Origin of the sequence: Nesterenkonia sp. DZ6 (genome assembly GCF_022565835.1) — a bacterium.
Classification (GTDB): domain Bacteria; phylum Actinomycetota; class Actinomycetes; order Actinomycetales; family Micrococcaceae; genus Nesterenkonia.
The window spans coordinates 319,828-335,298 of record NZ_JAJOYW010000002.1 but is presented as its reverse complement, the minus strand read 5'-3'; the positions used below and the strand labels follow the sequence as shown (position 1 = coordinate 335,298).

15 protein-coding genes are annotated in these 15,471 nt (G+C 68.0%); 9 read left to right on the top strand and 6 right to left on the bottom strand.

Translation table 11 applies throughout. The features are described from left to right. The first annotated feature begins 48 nt into the window (after window positions 1–48). From LTH93_RS07175 to LTH93_RS07150, 6 genes are all read left to right on the top strand, one after another. The gene (locus LTH93_RS07175; protein WP_241465331.1) at window positions 49–828 is read left to right on the top strand and encodes a PP2C family protein-serine/threonine phosphatase; all 780 of its coding nucleotides are present in this window, start codon (window positions 49–51) and stop codon (window positions 826–828) included. A gap of 116 nt (window positions 829–944) precedes the next feature. Continuing rightward, a complete protein-coding gene (locus tag LTH93_RS07170) occupies window positions 945–2,000 on the top strand; it encodes a baeRF2 domain-containing protein (protein WP_241470551.1) in 1,056 nt (351 codons plus the stop codon). A gap of 147 nt (window positions 2,001–2,147) precedes the next feature. Further along, on the top strand, window positions 2,148–2,444 hold the full coding sequence (gene gatC / locus LTH93_RS07165) for an Asp-tRNA(Asn)/Glu-tRNA(Gln) amidotransferase subunit GatC (RefSeq protein ID WP_241465329.1): 297 nt from the start codon (window positions 2,148–2,150) through the stop codon (window positions 2,442–2,444). Window positions 2,445–2,452: 8 nt separating this feature from the next. After that, the gene (gene gatA / locus LTH93_RS07160; protein ID WP_241465328.1) at window positions 2,453–4,003 is read left to right on the top strand and encodes an Asp-tRNA(Asn)/Glu-tRNA(Gln) amidotransferase subunit GatA; all 1,551 of its coding nucleotides are present in this window, start codon (window positions 2,453–2,455) and stop codon (window positions 4,001–4,003) included. An 8-nt stretch (window positions 4,004–4,011) separates the two neighbouring features. Continuing rightward, complete coding sequence (gene gatB / locus LTH93_RS07155; protein ID WP_241470550.1) at window positions 4,012–5,532, top strand: Asp-tRNA(Asn)/Glu-tRNA(Gln) amidotransferase subunit GatB; 1,521 nt, start codon at window positions 4,012–4,014, stop codon at window positions 5,530–5,532. 274 nt (window positions 5,533–5,806) lie between these two features. Further along, window positions 5,807–7,366: an alanine/glycine:cation symporter family protein gene (locus tag LTH93_RS07150; RefSeq protein ID WP_241465326.1), complete on the top strand. Its 1,560-nt coding sequence runs from the start codon at window positions 5,807–5,809 to the stop codon at window positions 7,364–7,366. 141 nt (window positions 7,367–7,507) lie between these two features. Here LTH93_RS07150 and LTH93_RS13490 read toward each other — a convergent pair whose 3' ends face one another. Genes LTH93_RS13490 through ligA form a run of 3 tightly spaced genes read right to left on the bottom strand, consistent with a single transcriptional unit; the run spans window position 7,508 to window position 11,276 of the window. Beyond that, complete coding sequence (locus tag LTH93_RS13490) at window positions 7,508–8,059, bottom strand: GNAT family N-acetyltransferase (RefSeq protein ID WP_241470549.1); 552 nt, start codon at window positions 8,057–8,059, stop codon at window positions 7,508–7,510. A gap of 5 nt (window positions 8,060–8,064) precedes the next feature. Next, a complete protein-coding gene (locus LTH93_RS07140) occupies window positions 8,065–8,916 on the bottom strand; it encodes an inositol monophosphatase family protein (RefSeq protein WP_241465324.1) in 852 nt (283 codons plus the stop codon). Next, the gene (ligA, locus tag LTH93_RS07135) at window positions 8,913–11,276 is read right to left on the bottom strand and encodes an NAD-dependent DNA ligase LigA (RefSeq protein WP_370642709.1); all 2,364 of its coding nucleotides are present in this window, start codon (window positions 11,274–11,276) and stop codon (window positions 8,913–8,915) included. The genes LTH93_RS07140 and ligA overlap by 4 nt, the downstream gene beginning before the upstream one ends. Between ligA and LTH93_RS07130 the strand changes: the two genes are divergently transcribed. Both LTH93_RS07130 and LTH93_RS07125 read left to right on the top strand, forming a co-directional pair. Continuing rightward, window positions 11,275–11,487: a hypothetical protein gene (locus tag LTH93_RS07130; protein WP_241470547.1), complete on the top strand. Its 213-nt coding sequence runs from the start codon at window positions 11,275–11,277 to the stop codon at window positions 11,485–11,487. The genes ligA and LTH93_RS07130 overlap by 2 nt on opposite strands. Continuing rightward, window positions 11,457–11,807: a fructosamine kinase family protein gene (locus tag LTH93_RS07125; RefSeq protein ID WP_241470546.1), complete on the top strand. Its 351-nt coding sequence runs from the start codon at window positions 11,457–11,459 to the stop codon at window positions 11,805–11,807. The genes LTH93_RS07130 and LTH93_RS07125 overlap by 31 nt, the downstream gene beginning before the upstream one ends. Window positions 11,808–11,874: 67 nt before the next feature. On the opposite strand, the gene LTH93_RS07120 is transcribed toward LTH93_RS07125, so the two are convergent. Continuing rightward, window positions 11,875–12,453, bottom strand: coding sequence for an arsenate reductase/protein-tyrosine-phosphatase family protein (locus LTH93_RS07120; protein ID WP_241465321.1), 579 nt, complete (start codon window positions 12,451–12,453; stop codon window positions 11,875–11,877). A gap of 52 nt (window positions 12,454–12,505) precedes the next feature. Here LTH93_RS07120 and LTH93_RS07115 point away from each other — a divergent pair, with 52 nt between their 5' ends. Then, window positions 12,506–13,336 carry a CPBP family intramembrane glutamic endopeptidase gene (locus LTH93_RS07115; RefSeq protein WP_241470545.1) on the top strand — a complete coding sequence of 277 codons (831 nt, stop codon included), beginning with the start codon at window positions 12,506–12,508 and terminating at the stop codon, window positions 13,334–13,336. Between the two features lie 120 nt (window positions 13,337–13,456). Here LTH93_RS07115 and groL read toward each other — a convergent pair whose 3' ends face one another. Both groL and groES read right to left on the bottom strand, forming a co-directional pair. Beyond that, window positions 13,457–15,052, bottom strand: a complete 1,596-nt coding sequence (gene groL, locus LTH93_RS07110; protein ID WP_241465319.1) for a chaperonin GroEL — start codon at window positions 15,050–15,052, stop codon at window positions 13,457–13,459. Window positions 15,053–15,125: 73 nt separating this feature from the next. Then, window positions 15,126–15,422 carry a co-chaperone GroES gene (gene groES / locus LTH93_RS07105; RefSeq protein WP_241465318.1) on the bottom strand — a complete coding sequence of 99 codons (297 nt, stop codon included), beginning with the start codon at window positions 15,420–15,422 and terminating at the stop codon, window positions 15,126–15,128. Window positions 15,423–15,471: the final 49 nt, after the last annotated feature.

The following is a 15,471-nucleotide window of genomic DNA, read 5'->3' as shown; positions in this document are numbered from 1 at the left end:
CGCGCCACACCGTCCCCACATGGACCGGCACCGTGACAAGATGGTGATGTGGCAGCCAGCGCAGACAGTCCAGAGGAACCCCGGGAGCAGCCGGTCCAGCCCGCAGGCCTCTACCTCGACTACGGATACGGGTCCCACGTGGGCCTTCGCCGTGAACTCAACGAGGACTCCTCGGTGATCACCGACACGCTCTTCGCCGTGGCCGACGGCATGGGTGGACATGAGGCCGGAGAGGTCGCCTCGGCGCTGGCCGTGCAGACACTGGCCGATGGCTGGAACCAGGCCGAAGGACGAGTCGCCCGGGATCAGATCCAGACCTTCCTGGCCGAGGCGGACCAGCGGATCCGCGAGGCCACAGACTCCAAGGCCGGCACCACGGTCTCCGGGGCGCTGCTGGCGGACCAGGGAGAAGGCTTGAACTGGCTCGTCTTCAACATCGGCGACTCCCGCACCTACCTCTTCGAGGATTCCCGGCTGCAGCAGCTGAGCCGCGACCACTCCCAGGTCCAGGACATGTTCGAATCTGGGCTCATCACCGCGGAGGAGCTGCACAGCCACCCGCAGCGCAACGTCATCACCCGGGCCCTGGGTGCCGGCGACATGTGGGACGCGGACTACTTCAGCTCCCCGGTGCGTGCCGGTCAGCGACTGATGATCTGTTCCGACGGACTCAGTGGAGAGCTGAACGACTCCGAGATGGAACGCATCCTCGGCGCCGGACGCAACGCCCAGGACACCGTGGATTGGCTGATCCACCAGGCACTGCGAGCCGGGGGACGTGACAACGTCACCGTCGTCGTCGTGGACGTCCAGGAGCAGGACGGTTGACCTTCTCCCGGCACGTTGACTAGCGTCAGCACCAGTCATCTGTTGCCACAGACCGCGTGCGCCGGACGGTGCAGGAGAACCTGCGCGACCTTCCTCGCACATAGGAAGGATCACCCATGCAGCTGTCGACTCTCCGGGGCGTCTACGAGGCCGAAGGCCCCTTCGCCACCGTCTACCTCGAAGCGCGTTCCCCGTCCGCCGAGGCCGCGAACGAGATCCGTCTGCGCTGGCACGACCTGCGCTCGCAGCTGGCTCATGCGGGCACTTCCGAGGCGGCCCTGACCTCTCTGGATGAGGCCCTCGCGAGCGCCAAGGCGCAGGAGGTCCAGGCCGAGGGTCGCGTGCTGGTGGCCGACAGGTCCCGCGTGGTGCTCGAAGAGCGCTTCGACGCCGCCCAGGAGACCGGGGATCTCGCCGTGCTCGCGGAGCCGCCTCGGCTTGGCGCCTATATCCGACATCGGCTCGCCGCGGCCCGGATGCTCGTGGCCATCGCTGATCAGAAGCAGGCCGTCATCCGCCGTCTCGTCGTCACAGGAGACGACCTGCTGGACGCCGGCTCTGAGGAGACGGTCCGGGGCAGCGTCGAATCGGTGCACAAGCCCCGTGAGGGCGCAATGAGCCACAAGCGGATCCAACGCTCAGCCGATGAGGCCGCTGCGCGGAACATCCGAGACATCGCCGCCGGCGTGGCGGAGATCGCCGACTCTTGGCGGCCCGACGTGATCGTCGTCGCCGGGGAGGTCCAGGGGCGCCGTGCACTGCATGAGGAGCTTCCGCATGCGCTGCGGAAGCTCACGGTGGAGGCCGAGACAGGCGGCGGCATCCCCTCGGGCAGCGCCGATGAGGGCACCGAAGAGGCGCTTCGCGAGGAGCTGTCCGTCATCGCTCGTCGCGTGGTGATCCGGCGCGCCGACGAACAGACCGAGCGCCTCGGGGAGGCCCGCGGAAAGGGGCGTTCTGCGGAGGACCCTGAGGCCATCCGGGCCGCCCTTCGACTCGGTGCCGTGGAGACCCTGCTGCTCCGGCCGCGTGAGCGCGATCCCGAAGAGGACGAGCTGCTCGCCGGAGCCGCCGGCGTCGGCGCGTCTGTGGGGATCCTCGGCACCCAGGCACAGGGGTCGGTCGCCGCGATCCTGCGCTATGAGGTGCCCGTCGAGGACCTCACCGACTGAGCCGTCGAACGGCTCCGCCCTCTGCGGAGGAGATCGCTCCGGCACGACGACGGCGCCCGCTCACCGATGAAGGTGGGCGGTCGCCGTCGTCGTGCCGGCCGATAGACTGGGCCGAGTTCATCCACCACCGATCCCCGAGGGAGCTGCATGTCTGAGATCTCGCGCGCAGACGTTGAGCATCTGGCAAGACTCGCGCATATCAGCATGACTGAGCAGGAGCTGGAGAAGATGGCGCAGGAGCTGGCCGTCATCGTGGACTCCGTGGCGACCGTCTCTGAGGCCGTCTCCGGCGAGGTCCCCGCCACCAGCCACCCGCTGCCGCTGACCAACGTCTTCCGCGAGGACGAGGTCGGCCATGTCTTCACCGCTGAACAGTCGCTGCTCAATGCACCTGACGCTCAAGCCGGCCGTTTCAAGGTCCCGGCGATCCTGGACGAGGAGTGACCCCCGATATGACCACCCACACCCATGAGCTGATCCGGCTCACCGCCGCCGAGATGGCGGCGCAGCTGCGTGCCGGGGAGATCACCTCGGTGGCGCTGACCCAGGCGCACCTGGACCGGATCGCCGCCGTCGACGGCGGCGAGCGCGGCATCCACGCCTTCCTGCACGTCTCCGCCGAGGAGGCGCTGCGCACCGCGGCCGAGGTGGACGCGATCCGCGTCGCCGGCGGCGCCGAGGCCGAGGCCCTGCACCCGCTGGCCGGAGTGCCGATCGCGGTCAAGGACCTGATCGTCACCGAGGGTCAGCCCACCACCGCCGGTTCCAAGATGCTCGACGGCTGGATGAGCCCCTACGACGCCACCGTGGTGACCAAGCTGCGCGCCGCGAAGCTGCCCATCCTGGGCAAGACCAACCTGGACGAGTTTGCGATGGGCTCCTCCACCGAGCACTCCGCCTACGGGGTGACCCGCAACCCCTGGGACATCACCCGGATCCCCGGCGGCTCCGGCGGCGGCTCCGCGGCCGCGGTCGCCGCCTTCGAGGCGCCGCTGGCACTGGGCACCGACACCGGCGGTTCGATCCGCCAGCCCGGAGCCATGACCGGCACCGTGGGCGGCAAGCCCACCTATGGCGCGGTCTCGCGCTACGGGGCCATTGCGATGGCCTCCTCGCTGGACCAGATCGGCCCGGTGGCACGCACCACCGAAGACGCCGCGATGCTCCATGAGCTGATCGCCGGACACGACCCGAAGGACTCCACCTCGCTCACCGGGGAGGTCCCGGCCCTGGCCGAGACCGTCCGCGGCGCCGATGTCAAAGGCCTGCGGATCGGTGTGATCAAGCAGCTCCAGGGCGAGGGATATCAGGAGGGCGTGCTGGCCCGGTTCCACGAGGCGCTGGACGCGCTGCGCGCCGCCGGGGCCGAGATCGTGGAGGTCGACTGTCCCAGCTTCGAGTACGCGCTGGGCGCCTACTACCTGATCATGCCCTCGGAGGCCTCCTCCAACCTCGCGAAGTTCGACGGTGTGCGCTACGGCACCCGGGTCCTCCCCGAGGGCGGGCCGCTGACCATCGAACGGGTCATGGGCTCCACCCGCGCCGCCGGGTTCGGCGATGAGGTCAAACGACGCATCATCCTGGGCACCTACGCCCTCTCGGCCGGCTACTACGACGCCTACTACGGCTCCGCACAGAAGGTCCGCACGCTGATCCAGCAGGACTTCGACGCCGCCTTCACCGAGGCCGACGTGCTGATCTCCCCGACCTCGCCCACCGTGGCGTTCCCGCTGGGGGAGAAGGACGACGACCCGCTGGCGATGTACCTCAACGATGTGGCCACCATCCCCGCCAACCTCGCCGGGATCCCCGGACTCTCGGTGCCGGGCGGCCTCTCCGACGGGCTGCCGGTGGGCATCCAGTTCCTCGCCCCGATCCGCGAGGACGCCCGGGTCTACCGGGCCGGAGCGGCACTGGAGAAGCTGCTGGCACAGGACGCCGAACCATTCTGGGCCCAGGCCCCGGAGTTGGCTGAAGCGGCGGCTCACCCCGCCGGGAAGTGAAGGAAGAGATGACTGACACGCTGACCGACGCATCCCCGCTGAGCTTTGAAGAGGCGCTGGAGCAGTTCGACCCGGTGCTCGGCTTCGAGGTCCACGTGGAGCTCAACACCAAGACCAAGATGTTCTCCTCGGCGCCGAATGCCTTCGGCGACGAGCCCAACACCAACGTCAACGAGGTCTGCCTGGGACTGCCCGGCACCCTGCCGGTGGTCAACGGCAAGGCCGTGGAGTACGCGGTGAAGCTCGGCCTCGCGCTGAACTGTGAGATCGCCGAGTACTGCCGCTTCGCGCGCAAGCAGTACTTCTATCCGGACACTCCGAAGAACTGGCAGACCTCGCAGTACGACGAGCCGATCGCCTTCGACGGATACCTCGACATCGAGCTCGACGACGGCGAGATCTTCCGCGTGGAGATCGAACGCGCCCACATGGAGGAGGACGCAGGCAAGCTGACCCACGCCGGCACCTCCGGGCGCATCCAGGGCGCGGACTACTCCCTGGTGGACTACAACCGTTCCGGGATCCCGCTGGTGGAGATCGTCACCAAGCCCATCGTCGGCGCCGGCGCCCGAGGTCCGGAACTGGCTCGGGCCTACGTCTCCGCAGTGCGCGACATCGTCAAGGGCCTGGACATCTCGGATGCGAAGATGGAGCGCGGCAACGTCCGCTGCGACGCCAACGTCTCGATGATGCCCAAGGGCACCACGACCTTCGGCACTCGCTCAGAGACCAAGAACGTGAACTCGCTGCGCGCCGTCGAACACGCGGTCACCTTCGAGATGCGCCGCCACGCCGGAATCCTCGCCGCCGGCGGCACCATCGTGCAGGAGACCCGGCACTGGCAGGAGGGCACCCGCACCACCAGCTCGGGACGCCCGAAGTCCGACGCCGATGACTACCGCTACTTCCCGGAGCCGGACCTGGTCCCGATCGTCACCACCGCCGCCTGGGTCGAGGAGCTGCGCTCCCAGCTGCCCGAGCCGCCCGCCGATCGCAGGCGGCGGCTGCTCGCCGCCTGGGGCTTCTCGGAACAGGAGTTCCGTGACGTGGTCGCCGCCGGTCTGCTCGACGAGCTCGACGAGACCGTGGCCGCCGGGGTCGCCCCCGCCGTGGCACGGAAGTGGTGGATGGGTGAGATCTCCCGGCTGGCCAACGCCAGGGATCTCGAACCTGCCGCCCTGGGTGTCCAGCCCGCCACGATCAGCGCGCTGAACGCGCTGATCGAGCAGGGCCGGATCAATGACAAGATCGCCCGGCAGGTCCTGGAACATGTGATCGCCGGGGAGGGCGCCCCGGAGGAGATCGTCACCGCCCGCGGGCTGGAAGTCGTCTCCGACGACTCCGGTGCGCTGACCGCTGCGGTGGAGAAGGCCATGACGGAGAACCCCGACGTGGTGGAGAAGATCGCCGCCGGCAAGCTCAAAGCCATCGGGGCGCTCATCGGCCCGGTCATGAAAGAGACCCGCGGCCAGGCCGACGCCGGCAAGGTCCGCGAGATCGTGCTGGCCAAGCTGGGGATCGACGGCTGATCCACCCCGCGGCATCGCTGCCGCAACACGGCTGCACAGCCGACCGACGGCCCAGAATCTGCTCCCCGAGCATGAATCTGGGCCGTTTTTGTGTTCTATGGCACAATTCTCTCTTGTGCAATATTCCGCCACCTGGAAACATGCACGATACACATTCATTGCGTGTCGCAAACTGACGGAAACAGTCGGGGAGTAGATTATTGCGCAACCCGGGGCTGTACCCCGGAGCGCGAGGTCACACGCGCTTGCACCGATCATCGAATGAGGGAATGACATGAGCACCATGAGTGCATACGCCTTCTTGGCGGCAGCGGGGGAGGAAACCTCCAGGCTGCAGCAGACCGCCGACACCGTGGACGGCTACTTCGCCGGCGTCACAGAAGTCTTCGCAGGAATCATCTTCGCCACCATCCCGCTGGGCGGCTATGACGCGCCGGTCGTCGTGCTGTGGTCCATCCTGGCGGCCATCGGCTTCACGATCTACTTCGGCTTCGTGCAGTTTCGTACGCCGAAGGTCAGCTTCGAGGTGCTCCGCGGAAAGTGGACCACCGAGAAGGACCCCGGTGAGGTCTCCCACTTCCAGGCGCTGACCTCCGCGGTCTCCGCCACTGTCGGTCTCGGCAACATCGCAGGTGTGGCCGCCGCGGTCTCGCTGGGTGGCCCGGGCGCCACCTTCTGGATGATCATCGCCGGACTCTTCGGCATGTGCACCAAGTTCGTCGAGTGCACGGTGGGCGTCAAATATCGCTATATCGATGAGAACGGGATCGTCCACGGCGGACCCTTCCAGTACCTCAAGGTCGCCTACCGCCGGCTCGGTCGCATCCCCGTGGCCATCATCACTGGTCTCTTCGCGATCGCCATCATGCTCTTCGGCGTGGTCGGCGGCGGCATGTTCCAGTCGAACCAGGCCTTCGGCCAGCTGCGCGCCGCCACCGGCGGCGAGGAGGGCATCTTCGGCTCTGAGCTCGCGGCCCTGATCTTCGGCCTGGTGTTCGCCGGGCTCGTCGGCGTCGTCATCATCGGCGGCATCAAGTCCATCGGTGCGGTCACCGCCAAGCTGGTCCCCGCCATGGCCATCATCTACGTGCTGGCCTGCCTCATCGTCATCGCGGTGAACTTCGCCAACCTCGGCGAGGCCTTCGGCGCCATCATCAACGGCGCCTTCTCCCCGGAGGGCATCTCCGGCGGCGTGCTCGGCGTCATCATCATCGGTGTCACCCGTGCGGCGTTCTCGAACGAGGCCGGCATCGGTTCCGCGCCGATCGCCCACTCTGCAGTCCGGACCCGCCGCCCGATCTCCGAGGGATTCAACGCTGCTCTCGAGCCCTTCATCGACACGGTCGTCATCTGCACCATGACCGCCCTGGTCATCATCTTCGCCTGGACGCCTGAGTACCAGGAGGCACTGGATGCCGGCGGTGCCGAAAACCCGGTGGGCCTGACCTCCGCAGCCTTCGACTCCTTCCTGCCCGGCTTCAACATCGTGCTGACCATCGCAGTGCTGCTGTTCGCGTTCTCCACGCTGATCACCTGGTCCTACTACGGCATCCAGGCCTGGCGGCACCTCTTCGGCACGTCCAGGATCGGTGACAACATCTTCCGCACCATCGTGCTGACCCTGGTCGTCATCGGCTGCCTGGTCTCCACGCAGAACATCTTCGACTTCGCCGATTCGGCGCTGTTCATGTGCATCTTCATCAATGTCATCGGCCTGGTCATCCTGGCGCCGAAGGTCAAGGAAGAGATGAAGCAGTACCTGGCCGACCGCAAGGCTGGTCGTCTGCTGGAAGATCCGGAGCCGCTGCCCCACGAGCTGGCAGAGCGCCGCTGATTCCAACAGCTCTTCGCGGGACCTCGCAATGAGCGACGAAGCCCGGTGGTGCCTCTCGAGGGGAGAGGCGTCACCGGGCTTTCCCGTGCCAGGTGGGCGAAGGTCTTACCGCTCTGGGCCCTGCGCATGGGCCCTGCGGCGTCAGACCTCGCGCAGGAAGAACGGGAACCGTGCTGACTTCTCGGGCAGGAAGAAGTCCCGCTCGGGCATCGGACGGAACCCCTCGGAGCGGTAGAGGGCGTGTGCGGTGGTCATCGAGGTCAGGCTGCACAGGGTCAGCGCCTGGATCTCCGGCCGCGACTCGGCCAGCCCGATGATGTGGCGCACCATTGCCCGGGCGATGCCCCGACCCTGGTGCTCCGGAGCCACGGCGAGCATCCTGAACTCCATCTCACCCTCACGTGCCACCTCGGCCATCGGACCTCCGGCGTCGGTGACCGCCACCGCGGCTGCCACCGCGGCGCCGTCGTCGGTGGGGACCTCGGCGACCAGCACCTGGGAGCTTCGGGCGCGGGTCTCGACGTCGTTCAGGTGAGAGACGTAGGAGTCCCCAGCGGTCAGGAAGCCGCCGTCGACATAGGCGGCCACGGTCAGCTCCGCGATCCGGTCCCAGTCGGCGTGAGTGGCGGCGCGGATCCGCATCTGGGTCGAGTCCGTCTGAGCAGGACCCTCCTGCACGTGGGCGCTGTCCACAGTGCTCAGCTGGTCAGCGGAGCTGGGGAGAGCTCGCTGGGGTCGATGCCGATGTCTCCGATGACGCACCAGTCCGGGGTCTTGCTGCTGTCCGCCGCGAGCGGACGGCGCACGAACACTCCGGCCTCCTCGGCGATCAGCGCGCCGGCCGCCCAGTCGTGCTCCCAGATGCCGTACTCGGCGTAGGCGGTCTGGGTGCCGTCGGCCACCATGCAGATGTCCAGGGCGGCCGCACCCAGGCGGCGGATGTTGCCGAAGTGCGGGAGCATCGCGGTGACCGCCCGGGTCTGCTCGGCACGCCGGTCCGGGTCATAGCCGAAGCCGGTGGAGAGCAGGCCGGCGTCGAGCTCCCCGACCGGTCCGCCAAGCCGCGTCGGCTCGGAATCCCTGTAGGTGCTCCAGGCGCCGGCCCCGGCGCTGGCCCACCAGATCCGCGCGAGCGCCGGGGCGGCGACCACGCCGGCCAGCCAGCTGCCGTCGGGGCCCTGCAGGCCCACCGAGGTGCCGTAGTAGACGATCCCGCGGACGAAGTTCGTGGTGCCGTCCAACGGGTCGATGGACCAGCGGTAGCCGCTGGGCTGGGCCGGAGTGGTGGTGCCGTACTCCTCGCCGGAGACCTCGTCGGAGGGTCGGCGCCGGTTGATCACCTCACGCACCGCCTGCTCTGCGCGCCGGTCGAAATCGGTGACCAGGTCCGAGGCGGAGGACTTGGTCTCCACCCCGGAGTGCTCCTGACCCAGGATCAGCCCCGAGGGGGAGACCTCGTCGCGCTCGGCCAGGACGCCAGCGCCTGCGGCGGCGGCCTCGTGGGCGATCTCGAGCAGCTCGTGCAGCTTCTGCGGGTTCGGCTTCGTCATGCATCGTCCAATCCGTCGGGACCTTTGTTCAGCAGTACAGTGAACGCTTCTTCATCGAGCACCGGGACGCCCAGCGCCTCGGCCTTCTCCAGCTTGGTGCCGGCGTTGGCTCCGGCCACCACGTAGTCGGTCTTCTTCGACACCGATCCGGCCGCGCGTCCGCCGCGGGTGATGATGGCCTCTTTGGACTCGTCCCGGGAGTAGCCCTCCAGGGATCCGGTCACGACCACGCTCAGGCCCTCCAGCGTGCGGGGGGCGGACTCGTCGATCTCATCGACCATCCGGACCCCGGCGGCGGCCCAGCGGTCCACCACCCGGCAGTGCCAGTCGGTGCTGAACCAGTCGGTGAGCGTGGACGCCATTCTCGGGCCGACCCCGTCGATCCCGGCGAGCTCCTCTTCGCTGGCGGCGCGGATCTTCGCCATCGAGCCGTAGGCGTTGGCCAGCGCGCGGGAGGCGCTGGGCCCGACGTGCCGGATCGAGAGTGCGACCAGCACCCGCCACAGCGGCTGGGCCTTGGCCTTCTCGAGCTCGGTGAAGAGCCCGACGGTGTTGGCCGTGGGCTCGGAGGCCTTCTTCACGGCCCCGTCCTTGGTCAGCTGCGCCTTGGTCCAGAAGTACAGCGAGGGCGCCCACTTCCCGGTGGACTCGCGCTGCCCGGTCTCGGGATTCCTGCGCCGGGTCTCCCGCCAGACGTAGACGTCCTTGAGATCCTCCACGCGCAGGTCGAAGAGTCCTGCCTCGCCGTGGAGCACCGGCTCCTGGGGTGCGGGGGCGCCGTCGTCGTCGAGGTCCAGACGGATGCCCGAGGCGTTCGTCTCGTCCCAGTCGATGAGCTCGGGGATGGGGCGGCGCAGATCCGGGTTGGTCAGCGCCAGCCCGGCCTCTTCGCCGAGCGCCTCGATGTCCAGGGCGCCGCGGGAGCCGATGTGGATGACCCGTTCGCTGACCTGGGCGGGGCAGCTCTCGGCGTTGGGGCAGCGGTAGTCGACGTCGCCCTCCCTGGCCGGGGCGAGCTCGGTGCCGCAGATCGGGCAGTGGGTGGGGAAGCTGAACTCGACCAGCTCATCCTCTCGGTTCCTCCGGGCAGGCAGCACCGGGCCCACCACTTCGGGGATGACGTCTCCGGCCTTGCGGACAATCACGTCGTCGCCGATGAGCACTCCTTTGGCCTTGACCACGTCGCGGTTGTGCAGCGTGGCGCGGGAGACGACCGAACCGGCGACCTTCTTGGGCTCAAGGATGGCGAAGGGGGTGACCCGGCCCGTGCGCCCGACATGGACCATGATGTCCAGCAGCCGGGTGTGCACCTCCTCGGGCGGGTATTTGTACGCCGCGGCCCAGCGCGGCACCCGGGAGGTGTGTCCCAGGCTGCGCTGTGCGGCGAAGTCGTCGACCTTGATGACGACCCCGTCGATCTCGTGGACCAGCGCGTGGCGCTTGGCCTGGTGGTCGTCGAGGTAAGCCTCGATCTGTGAGTAGTCAGCGAGCAGCTGGGTGTAGGGGCTGACCGGCAGACCCCAGGCGGCGAGCTGCTCGTAGGCGGCGTGCTGGCTGCCAGGTTCGAAGCCGGTGCGCGCGCCGATGCCGTGGACGAACATCGACAGCGGCCGCTCGGCGGTCTTCGCGGGATCCTTCTGCCGCAGCGACCCGGCGGCGGCGTTGCGCGGGTTCGCCAGCGGGGCCTTGCCGGCCTCGGCGAGCCGCTCGTTGAAGGCATGGAACTCCGCGGTGGGGATGAAGATCTCCCCGCGGACCTCCAGCTCCTCGGGGTGATCCTCCCCGGCGAGCTCCGCGGGGATGTCTGCGATGGTGAGCACGTTATGCGTGACGTCCTCCCCGGTGGTGCCGTCGCCGCGGGTGGCGGCGCGGATGAGCCTGCCCTTGCGGTAGAGCAGGTTGATGGCCAGACCATCGATCTTGACCTCGACCAGCCACTTCACGGTCTCCTCCGGGCGCTGGACCGCCAACGCGGCGCTGGCGCGGTCATACCAGGTGCGCAGCTCGGAAGGTGTGAAGACGTCTTCGAGGGAATAGAGCCGCTGCAGGTGCTTCACCGGAGAAAAGGCCTCGGCCGCCTCGCCGCCGACCTCCTGGGTGGGGGAGTCCGCCGCGATGATCTCGGGGTGCTCGGCCTCGATCTGCTCCAGGCGTTCGAAGAGGACGTCGAACTCGGCGTCGGAGATGATCGGCTCGTTGTCCTGGTAGTAGGCGATCCGGTGCTTGCGCACCTGACCGACCAGCTCCACATACTCCTCGCGCAGCGCATGGGAGGGGACGGCCTCGGAGGCGTCAACGGCGGGGTTCTCGGTTGATTCGCTCACTCGGATGAGTCTAGTCCTGACTAGGTTGGGGCACATGGTCTTCATCAAACACGCTCCTGCAGATCACCCCCAGGCCACCATGGTGGAAGCCGCCGGGCTGCGCTGGCGCACCCAGGCCGCCGACGACGGCGGGGCGCCGGTGGTGCCGGTCCTCGCGGCCTCGCCCGGGGCGGGTTCGGGGGCAGGATCTGATGCCGGGTCCGGATCGGCTCCGGCGTGCTGGACGATGCCGAGCCGCCCGCGCTGATCCATGGGGACCTCTGGGCCGGGAACGTGTTCTGGACCCCTGCCGCGGCGGGGGAGGTGCAGGAGGTGCAGTCGGTGCTCATCGATCCGGCGGCCCATGCCGGGCACAGGGAGACCGACATCGCGCTGCTGCACCTCTTCGGGTTCCCGCAGCTGGGCGAAGTGGTCAGCGGCTATCAGTCGCAGCACCCGCTGCGCCAGGGATGGCAGGAGCGGATCCCGCTGCATCAGTTCCTCTGCCTGGCCGCGCACTGGCTGCTGTTCGGGGCTGGCTATCGCGGACCGACGCTGAGCGCCGCGGGAACGGTGCTGCGGCGCTGAGCGGCTGGGCCACGGCTCGTTGCCAGCGGCCAGTGGGTCAGCGGCCAGTGGGTCAGCGGCCAGTGGGTCAGCGCTGCAGGGCGTCGCGCAGCGCCTCGACGGGTCCCCGGACCTGGTCGAAGGACTCATCGAAGACCTCAGCGGGCATCATGTACGGGTCCACCACGTCGTCCTGTGCCGTGGGGGCCTGCGCGTGATCGCGCCGCCCGGCAACCAGCGGCACCAGAGCGGCGAGCTTCTCCGCCGCGGTCCCTGAGGCCGCCATAGCCTCGTCGAAGGTGGCCTCGTCCAGCGAATCCAGGAGTCGGACGAACTCGCGCAGGGTGAAGACCTTCTGGGCACTCTCGGGAACATCGGCGAGGATGTCGCGCACATGTCCGCGGGTGGCGGTGAGGACGAGATCGGCGCTGCGGATCATCTCGACGCTGAGCTGTTCGGCCTGGAAGTCTGCGGTGTCTGCCCCGTACTCGGCGAGCCGGTCCTTCATCTGGGCTTCCATGTCATCGCCCACGTGAGCGTGGGTGCCGGCCGAGCGGACCCCGATGCCGTCCTCGGCGGAGAAGACCTGGGCGAGCAGCCGATCCATGGCGGGGGAGCGGCAGATATTGCCGGTGCAGACGGCGAGCAGGGTGTAGGTCTCAGTCATAGCTTCCATCTGACCACACCCACCAGCGCCGGGCAGACCTAGACTCTTGATCGTGAAGCCAACGACGCCGGAGGTCTCCGGTCAGCAGCCAGCCAGCGCCACCGACCCTGCGCCCGCGACGGGAGCGCCGGTGCCGATGAGTCGTCGCTTCCTGGGTTGGGAGCTGGCGATCGTGCTGGGGCTCTCGCTGGGCCGCTCCGCGGTCTATGCGGTGCTGCAGCTGGCCGAGCGGCTGACCCTGGCGCCGCTGGCCGAGCAGAGCTCCACGGTGCAGACCTCTCGCTCCCGGGCGGAGTTCTTCGACCTCAGCTACCAGGTGCTGGACTCGCTGTTCGCGCTCTTCCCGGTGGTGCTGGTCTGCTATCTGTTCTTCCTGCAGGGGGTGAACCCGTTCCGGCGCTTCGGGCTGGATCTGCGCCGTCCCGGCCGGGACCTCGGCCTAGGGGTCGGACTGTTCCTGATCATCGGGCTGGGCACCCTGGTGGTCTACGGGGTGGGCCGGGCGGCAGGCATCACCACCGAGATCATTCCGGCCGACGTCGGAGAGCACTGGTGGACCACGCCGGTGCTGATCCTGGCGGCGCTGCGGCATTCGCTGTTGGAAGAGGTGATCATGATCGCCTACCTCTTCGACCGTGCTCGCCGGATCTGGCCTCGGGCGGGGATCTGGATGATCATCCTCGCCGCGGCCGCGCTGCGCGGGGCGTACCACCTCTATCAGGGCCTCGGCCCGGGCATCGGAAATCTCCTGATGGGGATCATCTTCGGCTGGCTCCACCACCGCTACGGCCGGGTCATGCCGCTGGTGATCGCACACCTGCTGCTCGACGTGGTGGCCTTCCTGGCGTTCCCGCTGGTGCTGCAGCTCGTCCAGCTCCAGTAGCGAGCCCGACCCGCAGCTGCCCCGACCCGCAGCCTCCGCGAACAGCAGCTGCCGCAGACGCAGGTGGGGCCCTGACCGCGAACGGTCAGGGCCCCACCTTGCGATGAGAGTCAGACGAGATCAGTGATCGTCGTCCTCGTCCTTCTTCTCGACCACGAGGGTCTCGGTGGTCAGCACCAGGGCCGCGATGGAGGCGGCGTTCTGCAGAGCAGAGCGCGTGACCTTCACCGGGTCGATGACGCCGTCGGCGATCAGGTCGCCGTAGACACCGGTCTTGGCGTTGAAGCCGTGGTTCGGCGCCATCTCAGAGACCTTGGAGGCGACGACGAAGCCGTCTTCTCCGGCGTTCTGAGCGATCCAGCGCAGCGGCTGGACCAGCGCGCGGCGGACGATGCCCACAGCAGCTGCGGCATCCCCGGAGAGCGCCTTCACGTCCTCGTCCTCGTCCAGCACGGAGAGGGCGTTGATCAGCGCAGTGCCGCCGCCGGCCACGATGCCCTCTTCGAGAGCCGCACGGGTGGAGGAGACGGCATCTTCGATGCGGTGCTTGCGCTCCTTGAGCTCCACCTCGGTGGCCGCGCCGACCTTGATGACGCCGATGCCGCCGGAGAGCTTCGCCAGACGCTCCTGGAGCTTCTCACGGTCCCACTCGGAGTCAGAGGCGTCGGCCTGGGCCTTGATGGTGGCCGCGCGAGCGTCCACATCTTCCTTGGACCCGGCGCCGTCGACGAGGGTGGTCGCGTCCTTGGTCACGGTCACCCGACGTGCGGTGCCCAGTGATTCCAGATCCACCTGATCGAGCTTCAGGCCCAGATCAGGAGAGATGACCTGTCCACCGGTGAGCACGGCGATGTCCTCGAGCATGGCCTTGCGGCGGTCCCCGAAGCCGGGGGCCTTGACCGCGACCACGTTGAGCGTGCCGCGCAGCTTGTTGACCACCAGGGTGGAGAGGGCCTCGCCCTCGACGTCCTCGGCGATGATGAACAGCGGGCGCTTGGCCTGCAGGACCTTCTCCAGCACCGGCAGGAACTCTGCCATGTTGGAGATCTTGCCCTGGTTGATCAGGATCAGCGGATCCTCGAGGATCGCTTCCTGGCGCTCGGGGTCGGTGACGAAGTGCGGGGACAGGTAGCCCTTGTCGAACTGCATGCCCTCGGTGATCTCCAGCTCGGTGGAGGTCGAGGACCCCTCTTCGATGGTGATCACACCGTCGGTGCCCACGGCGTCGAATGCACGCGCCAGGAGTTCACCGACCTCGTCGTTCTGCGCGGAGATCGCGGCCACGTTGGCGACCTGCTGGCCCTCGACCTCGCGAGCGTTCTCGCGGAGTCGGCGGGTCACGGCGGCGACCGAGGTCTCGATGCCGCGCTTGATCTCACTCGGTGCCGCGCCGGCGGCCACATTGCGCAGGCCTTCCTTGACCAGAGCCTGGGCGAGGACCGTTGCGGTGGTGGTGCCGTCGCCTGCGACGTCGTTGGTCTTGGTGGCGACTTCCTTGGCCAGCTGCACGCCAAGGTTCTCGTACGGGTCTTCGACCTCCACCTCACGGGCGATGGTGACGCCGTCGTTGGTGATGGTCGGTGCGCCCCAGGACTTGTCCAGGACTACATTGCGGCCTTTCGGGCCGAGCGTGACCTTGACCGTGTCTGCAAGCTTATCGATGCCGGCTTCCAGAGCGCGGCGTGCAGCATCACTGAATTCAAGCTGCTTTGCCATGGGTTACTGCTCCTTTGAGAGTGTGAGAATCGGATCGTGATGAGGTCTGTGAAGAGCCTTCAGCAATCCGTTCTTACTTCTCGATGATGGCGAGGACGTCGCGGGCGTTGAGCACGAGGTACTCGTCGCCGCTGACCTTGACCTCGGTGCCGCCGAACTTGGAGTAGATGACGACGTCGCCCTCGGAGACGTCAACCGGGATGCGCTTGCCCTTTTCGTCGAAGCGACCTGGGCCCACGGCGACGACCTTGCCCTCCTGGGGCTTCTCCTTGGCGGTGTCGGGGATGACCAGACCGGAAGCGGTGGTCTGCTCTGCTTCCAGGGGGCGAACAACGATGCGATCCTCGAGAGGCTTGATAGAGACTGACACGTCAGTACTCTCCTTTGCGTGGTGTGGATTCGGTTTATCAGCACAGGCC